The sequence below is a fragment of the Pedococcus sp. P2_D7 genome, assembly GCF_056404295.1.
Genome location: NZ_JBFUEH010000002.1, coordinates 524,646 through 543,386 on the forward strand (window position 1 = coordinate 524,646; position 18,741 = coordinate 543,386).

At 69.4% G+C, this 18,741-nt stretch carries 18 protein-coding genes; 12 read left to right on the forward strand and 6 right to left on the reverse strand.

Annotation, left to right across the window (positions count from 1 at the left end):
• Window positions 1-19 precede the first annotated feature (19 nt).
• The 7 genes from AC1DWJ_RS06030 (at window position 20) to AC1DWJ_RS06060 (ending at window position 9,969) form a co-directional block, all read left to right on the forward strand.
• A complete protein-coding gene (locus tag AC1DWJ_RS06030) occupies window positions 20-2,518 on the forward strand; it encodes a sodium-translocating pyrophosphatase (RefSeq protein ID WP_457256305.1) in 2,499 nt (832 codons plus the stop codon).
• A gap of 108 nt (window positions 2,519-2,626) precedes the next feature.
• Entirely contained in the window at window positions 2,627-3,133 is a 507-nt protein-coding gene (locus AC1DWJ_RS06035) for a GNAT family N-acetyltransferase (RefSeq protein ID WP_457256307.1), read from the forward strand.
• A gap of 9 nt (window positions 3,134-3,142) precedes the next feature.
• Complete coding sequence (locus tag AC1DWJ_RS06040; RefSeq protein WP_477620251.1) at window positions 3,143-3,859, forward strand: AIM24 family protein; 717 nt, start codon at window positions 3,143-3,145, stop codon at window positions 3,857-3,859.
• A complete protein-coding gene (locus AC1DWJ_RS06045; RefSeq protein WP_477620252.1) occupies window positions 3,856-5,355 on the forward strand; it encodes a DUF7059 domain-containing protein in 1,500 nt (499 codons plus the stop codon). Before AC1DWJ_RS06040 ends, AC1DWJ_RS06045 begins: the two co-directional genes overlap by 4 nt.
• A 164-nt stretch (window positions 5,356-5,519) precedes the next feature.
• On the forward strand, window positions 5,520-6,200 hold the full coding sequence (locus AC1DWJ_RS06050; RefSeq protein ID WP_457256311.1) for a TetR/AcrR family transcriptional regulator: 681 nt from the start codon (window positions 5,520-5,522) through the stop codon (window positions 6,198-6,200).
• Window positions 6,200-7,936: an ABC transporter ATP-binding protein gene (locus AC1DWJ_RS06055; protein WP_477620253.1), complete on the forward strand. Its 1,737-nt coding sequence runs from the start codon at window positions 6,200-6,202 to the stop codon at window positions 7,934-7,936. Before AC1DWJ_RS06050 ends, AC1DWJ_RS06055 begins: the two co-directional genes overlap by 1 nt.
• Window positions 7,933-9,969 (forward strand): ABC transporter ATP-binding protein, encoded by a 2,037-nt coding sequence (locus AC1DWJ_RS06060; RefSeq protein ID WP_477620254.1) that lies wholly within the window; start codon window positions 7,933-7,935, stop codon window positions 9,967-9,969. Before AC1DWJ_RS06055 ends, AC1DWJ_RS06060 begins: the two co-directional genes overlap by 4 nt.
• Window positions 9,970-10,204: 235 nt before the next feature.
• Here the strand turns inward: AC1DWJ_RS06060 and AC1DWJ_RS06065 are convergent, their stop codons facing one another.
• Window positions 10,205-10,636, reverse strand: coding sequence for a DUF1801 domain-containing protein (locus AC1DWJ_RS06065; protein WP_477620255.1), 432 nt, complete (start codon window positions 10,634-10,636; stop codon window positions 10,205-10,207).
• Window positions 10,637-10,782: 146 nt separating this feature from the next.
• Here AC1DWJ_RS06065 and AC1DWJ_RS06070 point away from each other — a divergent pair, with 146 nt between their 5' ends.
• Together AC1DWJ_RS06070 and AC1DWJ_RS06075 are read left to right on the forward strand one after the other, a co-directional pair.
• Window positions 10,783-12,546 (forward strand): sodium:solute symporter family protein, encoded by a 1,764-nt coding sequence (locus tag AC1DWJ_RS06070; protein WP_457256320.1) that lies wholly within the window; start codon window positions 10,783-10,785, stop codon window positions 12,544-12,546.
• A 12-nt stretch (window positions 12,547-12,558) separates the two neighbouring features.
• Entirely contained in the window at window positions 12,559-12,879 is a 321-nt protein-coding gene (locus tag AC1DWJ_RS06075; protein WP_457256321.1) for a hypothetical protein, read from the forward strand.
• Window positions 12,880-13,020: 141 nt separating this feature from the next.
• Here AC1DWJ_RS06075 and AC1DWJ_RS06080 read toward each other — a convergent pair whose 3' ends face one another.
• From AC1DWJ_RS06080 to AC1DWJ_RS06095, 4 genes are read right to left on the reverse strand one after another with little or no spacing between them, the layout of a single operon-like run.
• Window positions 13,021-14,193 (reverse strand): MFS transporter, encoded by a 1,173-nt coding sequence (locus AC1DWJ_RS06080; RefSeq protein ID WP_457256322.1) that lies wholly within the window; start codon window positions 14,191-14,193, stop codon window positions 13,021-13,023.
• Window positions 14,190-14,363, reverse strand: coding sequence for a hypothetical protein (locus AC1DWJ_RS06085; RefSeq protein ID WP_477620256.1), 174 nt, complete (start codon window positions 14,361-14,363; stop codon window positions 14,190-14,192). Before AC1DWJ_RS06085 ends, AC1DWJ_RS06080 begins: the two co-directional genes overlap by 4 nt.
• Window positions 14,360-14,764, reverse strand: a complete 405-nt coding sequence (locus tag AC1DWJ_RS06090; RefSeq protein ID WP_457256324.1) for a VOC family protein — start codon at window positions 14,762-14,764, stop codon at window positions 14,360-14,362. The genes AC1DWJ_RS06085 and AC1DWJ_RS06090 overlap by 4 nt, the downstream gene beginning before the upstream one ends.
• On the reverse strand, window positions 14,761-15,480 hold the full coding sequence (locus AC1DWJ_RS06095; protein WP_457256325.1) for a TetR/AcrR family transcriptional regulator: 720 nt from the start codon (window positions 15,478-15,480) through the stop codon (window positions 14,761-14,763). Before AC1DWJ_RS06095 ends, AC1DWJ_RS06090 begins: the two co-directional genes overlap by 4 nt.
• A 127-nt stretch (window positions 15,481-15,607) precedes the next feature.
• On the opposite strand from AC1DWJ_RS06095, the gene AC1DWJ_RS06100 reads away from it, so the two are divergent.
• Window positions 15,608-16,678, forward strand: coding sequence for an NAD(P)-dependent alcohol dehydrogenase (locus AC1DWJ_RS06100; protein ID WP_477620257.1), 1,071 nt, complete (start codon window positions 15,608-15,610; stop codon window positions 16,676-16,678).
• Between the two features lie 13 nt (window positions 16,679-16,691).
• Here the strand turns inward: AC1DWJ_RS06100 and AC1DWJ_RS06105 are convergent, their stop codons facing one another.
• A complete protein-coding gene (locus tag AC1DWJ_RS06105; RefSeq protein ID WP_477620258.1) occupies window positions 16,692-17,495 on the reverse strand; it encodes a dioxygenase family protein in 804 nt (267 codons plus the stop codon).
• A 386-nt stretch (window positions 17,496-17,881) separates the two neighbouring features.
• On the opposite strand from AC1DWJ_RS06105, the gene AC1DWJ_RS06110 reads away from it, so the two are divergent.
• Entirely contained in the window at window positions 17,882-18,187 is a 306-nt protein-coding gene (locus tag AC1DWJ_RS06110) for a hypothetical protein (protein ID WP_477620259.1), read from the forward strand.
• Between the two features lie 53 nt (window positions 18,188-18,240).
• Window positions 18,241-18,735, forward strand: coding sequence for a hypothetical protein (locus tag AC1DWJ_RS06115; RefSeq protein WP_477620260.1), 495 nt, complete (start codon window positions 18,241-18,243; stop codon window positions 18,733-18,735).
• Window positions 18,736-18,741: the final 6 nt, after the last annotated feature.

The window sequence follows — 18,741 nt, forward strand, 5'->3', positions numbered from 1 at the left end:
CCCCATCGAGGAGGATGGAATGCCGCGCCTCGCGCCTGCCGCCGCAGCTGCTGACCTGCAGCTGGACGGCACCAATCTCACCCTGGTCTATGTGGTGCTGGCCATCGCCATCATCGCGCTGGTCATGGGTGTGTTCTTCCGCCGGGAGGTCCTGGCGGCCGACCCCGGCACCGACAAGATGCAGGAGATCGGCGCTGCGGTCGAAGAGGGCGCCCAGGCCTACCTCGCTCGGCAGTTCAAGACGCTCGGCGTCTTCGTCGTGCTGGTCTTCGGTCTGCTCCTCCTGCTCCCGGCCGACACGGCCGAGGTCCGCTGGGGTCGGTCCGCCTTCTTCGTCGTCGGTGCGCTGTTCTCCGCCTCGATCGGCTACTTCGGCATGAGCCTGGCCGTCAAGGCCAACGTGCGCGTGGCGTCCGCCGCCCGCGGCGGTGACCGCGACCTCGGCATGCGGATCGCGTTCCGCACCGGTGGCACCGTCGGCATGGCGACCGTGGGCCTCGGCCTGCTCGGCGCCTCCGTCGTCGTCCTGCTCTACCAGGGCGACGCCCCGAAGGTGCTCGAGGGCTTCGGCTTCGGTGCCGCGCTGCTCGCCATGTTCATGCGTGTCGGTGGCGGCATCTTCACCAAGGCCGCCGACGTCGGCGCCGACCTCGTCGGCAAGGTCGAGGCCGGCATCCCCGAGGACGACCCGCGCAACGCCGCCACGATCGCCGACAACGTGGGCGACAACGTCGGCGACTGCGCCGGCATGGCCGCCGACCTCTTCGAGTCGTATGCCGTGATGCTGGTGGCCGCGCTGATCCTCGGCTCCGCCGCGTTCGGCGAGTACGGCCTGGTCTTCCCGCTGATCGTCCCGGCCATCGGTGCGGTGACCGCCCTGATCGGCGTCTTCATCACCCGGGTCAAGCCCGGTGAGAACGCCCTGTCCGCGATCAACCGCGGGTTCTACATCTCCGCCGGCATCGCGGCCGTCCTCTCGGGCGTCGCCGCCTACGTCTACCTGCCGGACACCTTCGCGGCCCTCAAGTCGACCGACGCGGGGATTGCCGCCCTGGGCGGAGACCCGCGCCGCGTCGCGGTGATGGCCGTGATCATCGGCATCGTGCTGGCGGCGGTCATCCTCTGGCTGACCGGCTACTTCACCGGCACCGACAAGCGCCCGACCAAGGACGTCGCCCGCACCTCCCTCACGGGGGCCGCGACGGTCGTCCTGTCAGGTATCGGCGTCGGCCTCGAGTCGGCGGTCTACACCGCGGTCATCATCGGTGCGGCCGTCTACGCCGCGTTCCTGCTCGGTGGCGGCTCGGTCATCCTGTCGCTCTTCCTCATCGCGCTCGCCGGCTGTGGCCTGCTGACCACGGTGGGCGTCATCGTGGCCATGGACACCTTCGGCCCGGTCTCCGACAACGCGCAGGGCATCGCCGAGATGTCCGGTGACGTCGACGGCGAGGGCGCGCAGATCCTCACCGACCTCGACGCGGTGGGCAACACCACCAAGGCGATCACCAAGGGCATCGCGATCGCGACGGCCGTCCTCGCGGCGACCGCGCTGTTCGGCTCCTACTCCGACGCCTGGAAGGCGAAGTTCGAGCCGATCATCCAGGCGCTGGCCAAGTCGACCGAGACCGACCTGGTGGCCAAGATCCAGAGCGGCGCGCTGACGCAGGAGGCCGCACAGGCGCAGTACACCGCGATCCTGCAGAAGGCCAACGCGCCGTTCGACCTGCAGATCGTCACGCCGAGCGTGCTGGTCGGCCTGCTGCTGGGTGCAGCGGTGGTCTTCCTGTTCTCCGGTCTGGCCATCAACGCGGTGACCCGCGCTGCCGGCGCCATCGTCTTCGAGGTGCGTCGCCAGTTCCGCGAGCACCCGGGGATCATGGACTACACCGAGAAGCCCGAGTACGGCCGCGTGGTCGACATCTGCACCAAGGACTCGCTGCGCGAGCTGGCGACTCCTGGTCTGCTGGCCGCGCTCACGCCGGTCGCCGTCGGCTTCGGCCTCGGCATCGGCCCGCTCGCCGGCTTCCTCGCCGGTGCGATCGGCACCGGCTGCCTCATGGCGGTGTTCCTCGCCAACTCCGGTGGTAGCTGGGACAACGCGAAGAAGATCGTCGAGGACGGCACCCACGGTGGCAAGGGCAGTGAGGCCCACGCCGCGACCGTCATCGGTGACACCGTCGGTGACCCGTTCAAGGACACCGCCGGCCCGGCCATCAACCCGCTGATCAAGGTCATGAACCTCGTCTCGGTGCTCATCGCCCCGGCGATCGTGACCCTGTCGATCGGTGGCGACAAGAACAACCTCGCCCGCTACGGCATCGCTGCCGCCGCGATCATCATCGTGATCGCCGCGGTCGCCGTCTCCAAGGCGCGTGACCTGGCCATCGGTGGCGACGAGGACGGCCAGAGCGTCGCTCGCGTGGACGCGGTTGCGCCCGACGCCGGTGAGGCCGAGACCGCCCCCGGTCAGGCTGTCGACGACGCGACCGACGTCATCGAGGAGCCCGTGAACCGCTAGCACCACGCGGCATACGCCAGGCGGGCCGGCTCACCCACACGGGTGAGCCGGCCCGCTCCGCGTTCCGGGGGTATGCCGCCTGCTCACCGTCGCGCGTAGGGTCACGCCATGGGCGAGCTGGGAACGATCGACACCGGACCGGTGACCACGGGGGCCGTCAACATCAGGCGGGTCACGCCGGACGACCTGCCCGACCTGCTGCCGTTGCTGCGGGACTACTGCACGTTCTACGAGAGCGCCCCGGCGGATGACGAGCTGCGGGCCATGGCGACCGCGTTCCTCGACGAGGGGTCGGGCGGCACACAGCTGATCGCCCGCGACGCCTCGGGGCAGGTCCTCGGCCACGCCACCGTGCTCTCGAGCTGGGACACCACCCTCGGTCAGCGGCTCGCCGTGATGGAGGACCTCTTCGTCGCCGAGGCGGCCCGGGGCCGGGGCGTGGGTGCGGCGCTCATCGAGGCGTGCCGGCAGCTGGCGGCCGAGCGGGGCGTCCAGCTGCTGGCCTGGGAGACCGCGCCGGACAACGCCACGGCCCAGCGTCTCTACGACGGGCTGGCCGAGCGGGCCGGGACGTGGTTGGCCTATCGCCTGCCCACCGGGGTCCCGGCGACCTAGGCTGGAGCCATGCAGAGTCCGCTCTTTGACCAGGCCAACCTCGAAGTCCAGGCGCAGCAGCGGTTCGCGCTGCAGAACCCCCAGATGCTCCGCGTCCACCTCGGCGGCGACGTGCTGGCCGTCAAGGGCGCGATGGTCTCCTACCAGGGCCAGATCCGCTTCGACCACGAGAAGGCCGGCAGCGTCAGCAAGCTGTTCAAGAAGGTCGTCACGGGCGAGGACGTCTCGCTGATGCGGGTCTCGGGCGAGGGCGACGTCTTCTTCGCGTCCGAGGCCGGGTTCGTCTTCCTCATCGAGCTGACCGGTGATGCCCTGAGCGTGAACGCCCGCAACCTGCTCGCCTTCGACTCCACCATCGAGTGGGACATCAAGCGGGTGCAGGGCGCCGGAATGCTCAGCGGCGGCCTGTTCAACACGACCCTCCAGGGCACCGGCACGGCCGCGATCCACACCGTCGGCCAGCCGGTGATCCTCGACTGCAGCCAGCAGCCCACCTACGTCGACGTGCAGGCCTGCGTGGGCTGGTCGGCCAACCTCGTCCCCCAGGTGGTCTCGAGCATGAACATCCGGTCGATGCTCCGCGGCGGCTCGGGCGAGGCCTTCCAGTACGCCTTCTCCGGCCCCGGGTTCGTCATCGTCCAGCCGAGCGAGTGGACCCCGCCGGCCGCGGGTGGCAGTGGCGGTGGGGGTGGCGGCTTCAACCTCGGCGGCCTGCTCGACGGATGAGCACCCCGACGCCGGCAGCCGAGCCCGAGCTCGTCGCCCGCCTGCGGGCTGACCTGACGGCAGCTGCCTACACGGTCGACGCGGTGGGCGCGCTCCTCGGACCCCTGGCCGCGGCGGCCCTGGCTCGCGAGCAGGTGATCCCGGCCCAGCGGGTGACGGCCGGCGCCGACGGCGCGCTGGCCACGCTGGTGCGGCTCTTCGGACTCGGCGATGCGGTCGACACCGAGGAGGCGGCGGCCGCGCTGCCGACCCTCGGCCTCGATGGCGCCAGCGCGCTGCGGCTCGTGCGCGAGCAAGGGCCCGGTGTCGTCGCGACCTGTGACCTGCGTCCGTACGGCGAGGAGGGCCATTCCTGGTGGGTCGCCTCCGACCTCACCGAGCTCGCCACCCGCGCGCCCCTGCGCGAGGACCACGTCCTCGGCATCGGCGGCGCCTCGACCACGCTGGCGTCGTGGACGCCGCGACCCGCGGTCGAGCGAGCCCTCGACGTCGGCACCGGATGCGGCGTCCAGGCGCTCCACCTCGGGTCCCACGCCACGCAGGTCACGGTCACCGACATCTCGACGCGCGCGCTCGAGTTCGCCCGGTTCAACGCGGTCCTCAACGGACTCGACTGGCACGTCGTCGAGGGCTCGATGCTGGATCCCGTTGCAGGACAACGGTTCGGGCTGATCGTGAGCAACCCGCCCTTCGTCATCACGCCACGCAGCCCCGACGTCCCGCTCTTCGAGTACCGCGACGGCGGGCAGTCGGGCGACAGCATCGTCGCCGACCTCGTGCGGTCGATCGGCGACCACCTCGAGCCGGGTGGGGTGGCCCAGTTCCTCGGCAACTGGGAGGTCGTCGGCGACCGCGACTGGCGCGAGCGGGTACGCGGTTGGGTGGCCGGCACCGGCCTCGACGCCTGGATCGTGCAGCGCGACGTGCAGGACCCTGCCGAGTACGCCGAGACCTGGTCGCGCGACGGCGGTCACCACAGCGCCACGACCGAGTTCGCGACGATGTATGCCGCGTGGCTCGACGACTTCGCCTCGCGCGGCGTGAGCGCGATCGGGTTCGGGGTCATCACGCTCCAGAAGCCGATGGGGGCGCGGGAGCCCTTCGTCGACCTCACCGAGGCCACCGGGCCGGTGACGGCGCCGATGGGTCCGCACGTGCTCTCGGGACTGCGCGCCCGCACCTGGCTCGCCGAGCACGACGACGCCGAGCTGCTCGCGGTGGCCTGGCGGTGTGCTGACGACGTGGTGGAGGAGCGGCACGGCCGACCGGGTGACGAGGAGCCAGGGGTGATCCAGCTGCGCCAGGGCGTGGGCCTCGGTCGCGTGGTCCGGCTCGACACGGTCGGCGCCGCGCTCGTCAGCGTGTGCGACGGTTCGCTGCCCGCCGGGGTGGCCCTCGACGCGATCGCGGAGCTGCTCGGCGAGGACGCGGCTGCGGTCCGCGGCTCGGCCGTTCCGCTGCTCCGGGGGTTGGTGGCCGACGGCCTGCTCGTCTGACGGTGGGCCGCCCTCGCGGTTCGAGGTATTCCGCAACCGGAATCCGGTCGCGGAATACCTCGAACCGAGTGAGTGAGGTCCGGGACATCTGTCATCCGCGCGGGCGTTTGTGCAGGTGGAAAACACAGTTGTGAGTGAGTGCTCACTCACTCATACTGTTTCCCATGTCACCTCGCGCTCCCGCGATGGCCCCCGACGACCGCCGGGCCTCGATCATCGCCGCCACGATCCCGTTGCTGCGGGACAAGGGTCGGGGCATCAGCACGAAGGAGATCGCCAAGGCGGCGGGCATCGCCGAGGGCACGATCTTCCGGGTGTTCGACAGCAAGGACGAGATCATCCACGCCTGCGTCCACGAGGCGTTCGACACCGCCGCCGTGAAGGCGGAGCTGGCGGCCGTGGACCGCGACCTGCCGTTGCGCGAGCGCCTGGCCGCCGCAGTCACCGTGATGCAGACCCACCTACAGGGGATCTTCGCGCTGATGAGCGTGCTGCAGTCGTCCGGCCAGCCACTGCACCGCCCCATGGACGCCAAGGCGCTGCGCCGTCGCCAGGAGGGGACGGCCGAGCTCGACCAGGCCTTCACCGACCTCATCGGTGACGACGCGGCGCTGCTGCGGATCCCGGTGCTCAACTTCATCGGCTACCTGCGCATGCTCACGCTCTCCAGCGTCCACCCGATGCTCGACGGCCAGGACTCGACGGCCTCCGAGCTGGTCGACGTCGTGCTCGAGGGCGCGCTCGCCCGCCCTGTCACACCACACACCGCGCCAGGCACCGCACCACGCTCGGCACCACGCTCGTCACCACGCTCCACGCCGCGCTCCACGAGGGGGAAGAACTAGTGCTCATCCGGATCATCCGCGACTACCTCAGGCCGTACCGCGGCCTGGTCGCCGTGCTCGTCGGGCTTCAGCTCATCGGCACGATGGCCTCGCTCTACCTGCCCAGCCTGAACGGCAAGATCATCGACGAGGGCGTGGCCAAGGGAGACACCGGCTACATCGTGCGCACCGGGGGCTGGATGCTCGCGGTCTCGCTCGTGCAGATCGTCGCCACCGTCGCGGCCACCTACCTCGGCGCCAAGTCGGCCGCCGGACTGGGCCGTGACCTGCGGGCCGGCATCTTCGCCCGGGTCGGCGACTTCTCGGCGCAGGAGGCCTCCCGGTTCGGCGCCCCCACCCTGATCTCCCGCAACACCAACGACGTCACCCAGGTGCAGACGGTCGTCTTCATGGGTGCGGCGATGATGGTGTCGGCCCCGATCATGATGGTCGGCGGCATCATCATGGCGCTGCGCGAGGATGTCGGGCTGTCCTGGCTGGTGGCCGTCGCCGTGCCTGCGCTGGCCCTGTCGGTCGCGCTGGTGATCCGCAAGATGATCCCGCAGTTCCGGCTCATGCAGGAGTCGGTCGACTGGGTGAACCGCGTTCTGCGGGAACAGATCACCGGTATCCGCGTCGTGCGGGCGTTCGTGCGCGAGGAGCACGAGCAGGCCCGCTTCGGCGAGGCCAACACCCAGTACACCGGCACAGCGCTGGCCGTCGGCCGGCTGATGGCGATGATCTTCCCGATCGTCATGCTGATCTTCAACGCCTCGACCGTGGCCGTGCTCTGGTTCGGCTCGCACCGCGTCGAGAACGGCCAGATGCAGATCGGTGAGCTCACGGCGTTCATGAGCTACCTCATGCAGATCCTCATGTCGGTCATGATGGCGACCTTCATGTCGATGATGATCCCGCGCGCGACCGTCTCCGCCGGACGCATCACCGAGGTCCTCGACACCGACTCCACCGTCGTCCAGCCGACCGCTCCCGTGCTGATCCCCCGGACCGGCACCACGGTGGAGCTGCGCGACGTCGAGTTCTGCTACCCTGGCGCCGACGTGCCTGTCCTGCAAGGGGTTTCGATGACCGCCGAGCCTGGCCGGACAACGGCCATCATCGGCAGCACGGGTGCCGGCAAGTCCACCCTCGTGTCCCTCATCCCTCGCCTCTACGACGTGACCGGCGGCTCGGTGCGCCTCGGCGGTGTGGACGTGCGCGATGCGGCCCTCGAGGACGTCTGGTCGCGCATCGGGCTCGTGCCACAGAAGCCCTACCTGTTCACCGGCACCGTCGCGTCGAACCTCAGGTACGGCGACTCCGGCGCGACCGACGACGAGCTCTGGGACGCCTTGCGGATCGCCCAGGCCGAGGACTTCGTGCGAGCCATGCCGCAGGGCCTCGACTCGCCGATCGCCCAGGGTGGCACCAACGTCTCGGGCGGCCAGCGCCAACGGCTCGCCATCGCCCGAGCCCTGGTGGCCAAGCCAGAGGTGTTCCTCTTCGACGACAGCTTCTCGGCCCTGGACCTGTCCACCGACGCGAGGCTCCGGTCCGCGCTGCGGCCGGTCACGCGGTATACCGCCGTCATCGTGGTGGCCCAACGGGTCTCGACGATCATCGACGCCGACCACATCGTCGTGCTCGACGACGGCAAGGTGGTCGGCGCAGGCCGCCACGACGAGCTGCTCGAGACGTGTCCGACGTATGTCGAGATCGTCGAGTCGCAGCGATCTGCAGAGGAGGCCGCGGCATGAGCGCCGAAGGTGTGAAGACCGAGGAGGAGAAGGCGGCGGAAGCGCGCCGGGGGCCGGGTGCGAACGCCGGTCAGCGGCGCGGCCCGATGTCGCTGGGCATGCCCACCGAGAAGTCGCAGAACTTCGGCCCGTCAGCCAAGCGGTTGCTCTCGCTGCTCCAGCCCGAGCGGGCGTCGCTGTATGCCGTGCTGGCACTGGCCGTCGGCAGCGTCGCCCTCAACGCAGTGGGGCCGAAGATCCTGGGGCGGGCGACCGACCTGATCTTCGCGGGGTTCGTCGGCAAGCAGCTGCCGTCCACCGCGACGCGTGCCCAGGTCGTCGAGGGGCTGCGGGCCCAAGGGCAGGACAAGCAGGCCGACCTGATCGCGAGGATGGACGACCTCAGGCCCGGGTTCGGCATCGACTTCGGTGCAGTGGGGCGGGTGCTGCTCTTCGTACTCGCGCTCTATGCCGTCGCGAGCGTGCTGTCGTGGGCGATGGGCTGGATCCTCACCGGGGCCGTCAACCGCACCATCTTCAACCTGCGCCGCGACGTCGAGGACAAGCTCAACCGGCTGCCGCTGCCCTACTTCGACAACCAGCCGCGCGGTGAGCTCCTGAGCCGTGTCACCAACGACATCGACAACGTCGCGCAGAGCATGCAGCAGACGCTGAGCCAGATGCTCACGTCGTTGCTGACCGTCGTCGCGATGGTGGCGATGATGCTCTACATCTCGCCCCTCCTGGCGCTGATCGCGCTCGTCACGATCCCGATCTCGATGTTCGTCACCGCGGCCATCGGCAAGCGGTCGCAGAAACACTTCGTGCAGCAGTGGAAGAGCACGGGTGAGCTCAACGGCATCGTCGAGGAGACCTTCACGGGCCACCAGCTGGTCAAGGTCTTCGGTCGCGAGGACGAGGTGCGCGCCTCGTTCAAGGCGAAGAACGACGACCTGTTCGACGCCGGCTTCGGCGCGCAGTTCATCAGCGGCATCATCATGCCGACGATGATGTTCATCGGGAACCTCAACTACGTCGTCATCGCGGTCGTCGGTGGACTGCGGGTGGCCAGCGGGTCGATGAGCCTCGGTGACGTGCAGGCGTTCATCCAGTACTCCCGCCAGTTCACGCAGCCGCTCACGCAGGTGGCCTCGATGGCGAACCTGCTCCAGTCCGGGGTGGCCTCGGCCGAGCGGGTCTTCGACGTGCTCGATGCGCCGGAGCAACGTGCTGACGCCGTCGCCCCGACTGCGCTCGGCGACCCGCACGGGCTGGTGAAGTTCGAGGACGTGTCCTTCTCCTACGACCCCGAGAAGCCGCTGATCCAGCACCTCGACCTCAGCGTCGAGCCGGGACAGACCGTCGCGATCGTCGGGCCGACCGGGGCCGGCAAGACGACCCTGGTCAACCTGATCATGCGGTTCTACGAGCTCGACGCGGGACGGATCACCCTCGACGGGGTCGACATCACCGACCTGACGCGGCACAACCTGCGCCGCGAGATCGGCATGGTGCTGCAGGACACCTGGCTGTTCGGCGGCACGATCCGCGACAACATCGCCTACGGCCGGCCGGGTGCGAGCGAGGTCGAGGTCCTCGCCGCGGCGAAGGCCACCTACGTCGACCGGTTCGTGCACTCGCTGCCCGACGGCTACGACACGGTGCTCGACGCCGAGGGCGGCAACATCAGCGCGGGCGAGAAGCAGCTCATCACCATCGCGCGGGCCTTCCTGTCAGACCCCGCGCTGCTGATCCTCGACGAGGCCACCAGCTCGGTCGACACCCGCACCGAGCTGTTGGTGCAGCAGGCGATGTCGGCGCTGCGCCACGACCGGACGAGCTTCGTGATCGCCCACCGGCTGTCGACGATCCGCGACGCCGACGTCATCCTCGTGATGCGCGACGGCCAGATCGTCGAGCAGGGTTCGCACGAGCAGCTCCTCGCCAGCGGTGGCGCCTACGCCGAGCTCTACGCCGCACAGTTCAGCGGCGCGGCGGTCGACGTCGACACCGGCGAGGCCCCCGCGCCCGACCTGGCCGGCGCCAAGGTCTGATCCAAGCGTCGCCCGGGGATGCCAAGGGCGCGCGATCCTGCGCCCTTGGCATCCCTGCGGTCTGACGGCCGGCCGAATGCCGTGGCTGGCGCTCCGGCGGGTGCCACCCGTGCTGTACTGCAATGACAGTCCTCGTCCTGTTCACCATCGGAGCGGTCAAGCAGCTAAGGGCGGAACGAGCACGCGCGCCGGAATCGCACGCGCATCAGTAGCGCAGACCCACGTTGAACCGTTCTCAGCTGCTGTCGTCGAGGGACATGCCGTGGCGGATGGCTGACTGGAGGACGTCGACGTCGATGTCGGCGAGGCGCTTGAACCTGATGCAGTAGCCCGTGACGCTCGCCCTGCCGATCGAGTCGCCGTAGGTGCGCTTGAGGAAGGCCTTGTCGTCGAGGCCGAGCACGTAGACCGAGATGCCAGCGGTGTTGGCGCTCAAGCCGATTCGATAGAACTCGCGCGAGGAGCCATCGGCGTAGGTGATCAGGTAGGCGCCGTAGCCGACGTTCGGGTTGGCCACGACCTTGCCTTCGTCGTTGGTGCCGTCGGTGAACCACAACCGGCACGTCGGAAACTCGGCCAGCACCCGAGCGTGCAGCTGCCGGAGGTCGGACTGCTTGGCGTCGGGTTGGCTGGCGAGGTACGCCTCGACCTGCTCAGCGATCTCCATCTCGAGCCAGATGCTAGCAACGCGACGACGGCCCGGAGCCGGGGCGGAGCGACCCGCGGTCGGGAGGCGACGCCGGCCCGGGTGCCGATTCGCGGCATACGCCCTAGGTTGGCCTGAGGTCCGTCGACGCACCCCAGGAGTCGCTCGTGAACGCCTTAGCCCCCTTCGTCCTCCCCGCTGCCGAACCTCTCATCGACGCCAACTGGCTCGACTACACGTTCGTCGCGATCTACTTCGCGTTCGTGCTGGGCATCGGCGTCATGGCCCGACGGTCGGTCTCCGACTCGATCGACTTCTTCCTGTCGGGGCGTTCGCTGCCCGCGTGGGTGACCGGACTCGCGTTCATCTCGGCCAACCTGGGTGCCGTCGAGATCATGGGCATGTCGGCCAACGGTGCCGAGATCGGCCTGCCGACGGTGCACTACTTCTGGGTCGGTGCGATCCCCGCCATGCTCTTCCTCGGCGTCGTGATGATGCCGTTCTACTACGGCTCCAAGGTGCGGTCGGTGCCGGAGTTCATGTTCCGCCGGTTCGGCAAGGGGGCCCACCTGGTCAACGCGATCAGCTTCGCCTTCGCCCAGCTGCTCATCGCGGGGGTGAACCTCTACCTGCTCGGCTCCATCGTGCACGCCCTGCTCGGGTGGCCGCTCTGGGTCGCGCTCATCGTGGCCGCGGCGATCGTGTTGTCCTACATCACCCTCGGCGGCCTGTCGGCGGCGATCTACAACGAGGTCCTGCAGTTCTTCGTCATCGTCGCCTCGCTCCTGCCGCTGACCCTCATCGGCCTGCACCGGGTGGGTGGCTACGGCGGCCTCAAGGACAAGATCGAGGCCTTCGCCAGTTCCGCACCGGCCGACGCGAAGGTGGCACCGGCGGCGCAGCAGCTCGAGTCCTGGCCCGGCCAGGCCCTGTCGGGCTTCGACTCCCCGTTCTGGTCGGTCGTGGGCATCGTCTTCGGCCTCGGCTTCGTGCTGTCCTTCGGCTACTGGACGACGAACTTCGTCGAGGTGCAGCGGGCGATGGCTTCGAAGTCGATCTCGGCGGCCCGCAAGACCCCGATCATCGGCGCCTTCCCCAAGATGTTCGTGCCGTTCCTCGTCATCTTCCCCGGCATGGTCTCGGCGGTGCTGGTCAAGGAGATGATCGACCTCAAGGGTGGGGGCAGCCCGCCGGGAGGTGCCTCCGGCGAAGGGGTGAAGTACAACGACGCCCTCCTCCTGCTGATGCGCGACATCCTGCCGAACGGGCTCCTGGGGCTGGCCATCGCTGGTCTCCTGGCCGCGTTCATGGCCGGCATGGCGGCGAACATCTCGGCCTTCAACACCGTGTTCAGCTATGACCTGTGGCAGCGCTACATCCGCAAGGACCACAGCGACGACTACTACCTGCGCATCGGCCGGCTGGCCACGGTGGCGGCGACCCTCATCGCCATCTTCACGGCCACGCTGGCGAGCAGCTTCTCGAACATCATGGACTACCTCCAGACGCTGTTCGGGTTCTTCAACGCGCCCCTGTTCGCGACCTTCATCCTCGGCATGTTCTGGAAGCGGATGACGGCCACCGCCGGTTGGGTGGGGCTGTCGAGCGGCACCCTCTCGGCGGTCCTCGTGGCCTTCCTCTCCGAGGACGCGTTCGGCTCGGCGAGCCAGGGAGTCATCCCCCTCTCGGGGCAGGGGGCGAGCTTCGTCGCGGCCTCGACCGCCTTCGTCGTCGACATCGTCCTCAGCGTCGTGGTCAGCCTGGTCACCCAACCGAAGCCGGCCTCCGAGCTCAAGGGTCTCGTCTACTCCGAGACGCCCAGGGAGGACCTCGTCGACCCCGAGGAAGCCGCCATGCCGTGGTACCAGCGCACCATTCCCCTCGCGGGCATCGCGCTGGTCATGGTCCTCGTCCTCAACTTCGCGTTCTAAGGGAGGCTGCAGATGTCCGACAAGAAGACCGACACCTCGACCAAGTCATCGGGTGGCCACACCGCTGGCGCCTTCGACATCCGCAACATCATCGGTGCCCTGCTCGGCATCTACGGCGTCCTGCTTCTCCTCGCGGGACTCTTCATGGACACCGAGGAGGCCAAGACCGGCGGCGTCAACGCCAACCTCTGGACCGGTCTCGCCCTCGCAGTCGCTGGCGCGGTCTTCCTCCTCTGGGCGCGGCTCAAGCCGATCATCGTCCCGCCCGACGTGGAGCGCGTCGACGACGACCCGACTCGCCCGGCCCCGCGTCGCCGCCCCGGCGGCCACTGAGCTGCTCAGCCACGACCACGACCACGACTGACACGACCGACAGGTATGCCGCGTGGTCACCACCCGGCGCCATCTCATGCAAAAGGCGAGTTAGCGCCGCGATCGGGCGGCGCTAACTCGCCTTTTGCATGGGTGAGCGACTCAGCTCGCCTTTTGCATGGGTGAGCGACTCAGGGATTGGCTGCCCGTGAAAGCGAGGACGGCCGCTGCGGCCACGCCGAGGGCACCCCCGCACACCCACATGAGCCGCGGGCTCAGCTCGAAGAGCGCTCCGGCCAGGGGCGGGGCGAGGACGGTGCCGCCGATGGAGGCCGCGCCGTAGAGGCTCTGGTAGCGACCGTGCATCCCCTCGGGCGCGCGGTCTGACGCGTGCGCAGTGGCCGTCGGCTTGTAGAGCATCTCGCCCGCGGTGACGACGGCCACGGCGACGAGGACCAGCATGATGCCGGGGGACGGCGCGACGACCAGCCAGCCGACACCGACGAGCAGGAAGCCGAGGGCGATGAGGCGTTCGGGGGCACGGTCGCGAAGCCGGTGCGCCAGCCACGGCTCGAACAGCACGATGAGCGCGCAGTTGAGCGAGATGGTCGTGCCGTAGATCCAGGGAGCGGCGCCGAGGGCGTCGAGCTGCCAGGGCACGGCCGAGTAGGCGAAGCGGTAGGCCGTGTCGGCGGCGACGACCGTGAGCAGGAGCAGGACGAAGCGCGGGTCCTGGCGCAGTGCCGCGAGCAGCCGGGTGGGGGTGCCGTCGGGCAGCGGGACGCGGGCGGCGGTCGGCACGACGAACAGCACGACGCCCAGCATGATCAGGCTCGCGGCCGCGTCGATGACGAAGATCGCGCCGAAGTGGTGCACGGCCAGCAGGCCTCCGAGCGGTGGGCCGAGGACGGTGCCGGCGTTGTTGACCGCCCGCATCCACGCGGTGGCCTGGCGGCGGTGCTCGGTCGGCAGGGCGCTCGTGACGAGGGCGAACGACACGGGACGGCCGATGCCGCCGAGAGCACCCATGAGAGCTAACACGACGGGCAGCGCGGGAGTGGGCGTCAGGGGTACCAGCAGACAGCCGACTGCCGAGGCGAGCGAGGCCAGCGCCAGCGTCGGACGCAGGCCGAAGCGGTCGCCGACCGACCCGCCGGCAAGGTTGCCAGCGATCATGCCCAGGCCCCACACTGCCGCGACGGACCCTGCGGCGCCCGCGCTCAGGCCGCGGTCGGAGACCAGGTAGAGCGGGATGAAGACCCAGGCCATCGAGCCCAGGGCGTTGACGAACCGTCCGACGAGCAGCCACCGGACCCAGCCTGGGAGGTCCCTCACGCCAGCGTCACCGCGGGACCGCGGGCCGCCACGCGACCCGTCACCACCACGCCACCCGTCATCACATCGCGACCCGTCACCACCACGCCACCCGTCAGCACATCGCGACCCGTCATCACATCGCGACCCGTCACCACATCGCCACTCGTCACCACATCGCCACTCGTCACCACATCGCCTCGAGCTCGGACCTTCCCAGCGCCGGGGGGTCGTACCGAGGCTGGTAGAGCGTCATGGTGCCCGCGCCGGGGACGACGAGCTGCACCGTGGTGCCCCACGACTCCTCGGTCACGCCACCCTCGAACTCCGCGCCGCGTTCCTCGAGCTCGGCCATGGTCGACTCGAGGTCGTCGCACACCAGCGACAGGTCGAACCGCTGGTCGGTGCTACCGGAGTTGCCCGGTCCGTGGTCCCACGCCGAGGGGTGGACCCCGAGCTCGCTCGGGCCGGTGCGGAAGATGAGCCAGCCGCGGCCGATGTCGGTGGCGGGGAAACGGAGCACGTCGCGGAAGAAGTCGCGGGCTGCAGCCGCGTCGTGCGCGTAGACCAGGGTGTGCAGGGCAGTGATCATGGGACCACGGTAGAAGCCCGGCGGCGCTCCAGCCCGTCGAGCACGACGTCGAGCCCGAACTCGAACTCCGTCTGGTCGTCGCACCACCCGAGCGTCGACCCGGGGTCGTCATGGGCCACCTCGCCGAGCATCTCGACCAGGTGGGGGATCTGGCCGGCCATCGCCGCGAGCATCTCCTCGGAGGCGTCGCCGGCCGCGGCGTCACCGGGGTCGAAGAGCTCCTGTGAGAAGCCGATGACGCGGCTGCCGAGGGCGTGTAGGGAGTGGTGCGCGAGGTCGTGGCTGAACCCGCCCGCGCGCAGGATGCCCACGACGCCGTCGTAGTAGCGGACGATGTCGAGGTTCATCGTGGTGCGGGTCTCGAGGACCCCCGGGGACCACCGGTGCGCGAGCATCACCTCGCGGGCGGCCAGGGCCCGGGCCCGCAGCGCGCCACGCCAGTCGGTCGCCGGGTCGGGGGAGGCGAGCGACGCCACGGCGGCGACGATCTCGGTGGCCACCTGCTCCACCATCGCGTCGAGCAGGGCCTCCTTGCCGGCGACGTGGTTGTAGAGCGACATCGCCTCGACGCCCAGCTCCTGCCCGATCCGGCGCATCGAGACCGCCGAGATGCCCTCCGCGTCAGCCACGTCGACCGCGGCGCGCTGGATGCGCTCGCGACTGAGCGGCAGGCGGGGGGTCCCCTTCTCGGTGCCAGGGGCGAGGGTGTCGGTCAAGGCTGCCTCCGGGTCGACTGCGTGGCTGTCACGAATGCTAGCTCTCGGCCGTTGACAGACTTACGCCGTAGGGCTAACTTACACCGTATATTTACACCGTAAGTTCGACCTGAGCCTGGGAGCCACCATGACCGACCTCGACCACACCCTCTCCTCGGTCGCCGCGCCGCGCGCAGCCGCTGAGCCGGCCCCGCGGCATACCCGTCCGACACCCAGGACGATGCGCGCGGCGGTGCACGAGCGCTACGGCAGTCCCGAGGACGTGGTGACGCTGCGCACCGTGCCCGTGCCGGAGGTCGGGCCCGACGACGTGCTCGTCCGGGTCGGGGCCGCCTCGGTGAATGCCCTCGACTGGCACTACGTCACCGGGCTGCCGATGTTCGCGCGCCCCACCCTGGGCCTGCGTCGACCCAAGCGGCAGGTGCCGGGGGCCGACGTCGCTGGCGTCGTCGAGGCGGTCGGGTCGGCGGTCACGCGGTTCCAGCCGGGCGACCGGGTCTTCGGCGAGGTGTCGGGCGGAGCGTTCGCCGAGTTCGTCGTGGCGCCGGCCGACTGGTTGGTGCCGGTGCCCGAGGGGATGGAGATCGAGACGGCGGCCACCATCGGCGTCGCTGCCGAGACCGCGCTGCAGGGCCTGCGCGACTGGGGCCAGCTGAAGGCGGGGCAGCGGGTGCTGGTGAACGGCGCCTCGGGTGGCGTCGGCAGCTTCGCGGTCCAGCTCGCCAAGGCACTGGGGGCCTCTCACGTGACGGCCGTGTGCAGCACCGGCAACGTCGAGGCAGCCCGTCGAGCCGGCGCCGACAGGGTCATCGACTACACCCGCGACGACCTCCGGGAGCTGGGCGAGACGTTCGACGTGTTCTTCGACAACGCCGGCAGCCTGACCCTCCGGGAGAGCCGTCGCCTGGTCTCCGCCGAGGGCAGCTACGTCATGGTCACGTCGCCGAAGTCGAAGTGGCTGCACCCGCTGCCGCGGTTGCTCAGGGTGCCGGTCTACTTCGCGTTCGGCAGCCAGCGGGCCCCGGCCTTCAAGGTCGCCGCGCGCAACACGGACGACCTCGAGCTCGTGGCCGACTTCGTGGCGCGCGGGCTGGTGACCCCCGTCATGGACCGACGGTGGGCCCTCGCGGACGCGCCGGAGGCGCTGCGGGTGCAGGGCGAGTTCCACACCAAGGGGAAGTCCGTCGTCATCCCCTGAGGCAGGGTCCGGGTCAGGCGAACTGCCAGGAGCGCTTGCTGAGCCCGAACCAGAAGCCGTCGATGACGCTCTTGTTGTCCAGGCTGCCGGACTCGTATGCCGCGCCGAGACTCACGTACAACGGCGCCCAGTGCTCGGTGCGCGGGTGAGCCTCACGGGCGGCAGGGGCCTTCTGCATGAAGTCGAGGATGGCGTCGACGTCCTGGCGCTCGAGCGCCTCGGCGGCCCAGTTGTCGAACTCGGACGAGGCCGCGGGGGGCGTGCCGTCAGGGCCACCGGCCGGGTTGAACCAGCGCAGGTTGTGCGTGGTGAAGCCCGAGCCGACGATCAGGGTGCCCTGGTCGCGCAGGGGAGCGAGCTTGCGGCCGAGGTCGAACAGCGCCCGCGGGTCGAGGGTCGGCATCGACATCTGGAGGACCGGGATGTCGGCCTCCGGGTACATCTCCACGAGCGGCACGTAGGCGCCGTGGTCGAGGCCACGGGTCTTGTCCCGCTGGACCGGCGTGTCGGTGGAGTGCACGAGCTTCGCGACGTCGGCGGCGAGCTCAGGCGCGCCCGGAGCGGCATACGTCACCTCGTAGTAGTGCCGCGGGAAGCCGTAGAAGTCGTAGACGAGGGGGACGTCGCCGGTGGTCGCGGACAGCGAGAGCGGCGCCTCCTCCCAGTGCGCGGAGACCATCAGGATGTTCGCCGGTTTGGCGAACTGCGTCGACCACGTCGAGAGCTGGTCGGTCCACACCGGGTCGTCGGCCAGCGGGGGTGCGCCGTGGCTCAGGTACAACACGGGCTGGCGGGTGGTGGTCGCGGTCTCGCTCATGGGGGAACCATACCTGACATTACTTGAACCTTCAACTAAACTCAATTGGACACTCGCGTCACCTCGGCTTCCTCAAGGCGTCCCGACAGGAGGAGCCGCAGGAGGCGGCTGATTCGGACCGGGGAAGTGTCATGACACGCAACAGACTTTGCCCGTGCGTAGCCATTATCGTCCTCGTCGGAGTGCTTGGGAGCGTGCCCCAAGTCGCATGGGGGTCTCCTGCCCCGTCGGGAGGCCGGGGTGGGCAAGGCGAAGTTGGCAAAGGAGGTCAACACGATCGCGGAGCGACCTGGGGACGCGAAGGGTCAGAAGGAGCCGGCCACGAGGGGGATGTTGCGGCTGCCTCTGTGTGGGAATGCACCGGCCACGCGAATACGCCGGGAATCGTGGTGGACTCCTCGCACAGGAACTGGATTTCGTATTCGGCCTTCCAGAACTGCGTCGGGACTTTTGACGTCCAGCAGGTATGCGTCAAGCTCCAGGAGAAGGACTACTTCGGCAATTTCTACAATCGGACGAACTATGAGTGCTCAGTGCAAACGGTGATGCCGCAGGCGTTCAAGGGGAGGTCTGTGCTTTGTTCGCAGGCCGAGCACGGCACATTTCGAAGTGCCGCGTACGGGTTGGCATGGCCGGACGGTGTGCGCTGGCAGTCGGTCACTCGTTACTCCTACAGCGCGACGCTCTGCTGATGGCCCCGTCGCATCACACGTGGTCGATGGGTCCCGGGGGTGGGGGTCAGTTCGTGAGGGAGGACGTCACGGTGCGGGCCACGTACCTGCTCACTGGTGCGGCCACCGGGGCTCCGCGCACGGTCACGTACTGGCGACTCGGGCGGTGGCTGCGCGTTGAGCAGGCCGGGCAGGTGCTGTGGCTCGATGGTCCTGAGGGTCTGTTCGGGCAACTCGGGGGCGGCTCGTTGACGCCCATTGAGCCGGATGCGGTGTTCCGCCATCCGGCGCAGGAAGCCGACTCTCTCGAGTCCGCAGACAACGCAGCCGCGTGGCTCGACATCCTTGGTGACCCAGCCTTGCGCACCCTAGAGGCCCATCCGATTCTTGGCGTCGTTTGCTTCGTGAGCACGTGGCCGAAGCTCAACCTCCGCATCGTCGCGGACGCGGACACCGGGTGCGTCCTCGATCTGTCCGCGGACGGTCTGCGGGGCCCGGTGACCATTCGCACGACGGCTTTCGACCTCCTGCCTCCCGACCTGAGCCTGTTCGACACGCCGACGAGGTGACCGGCC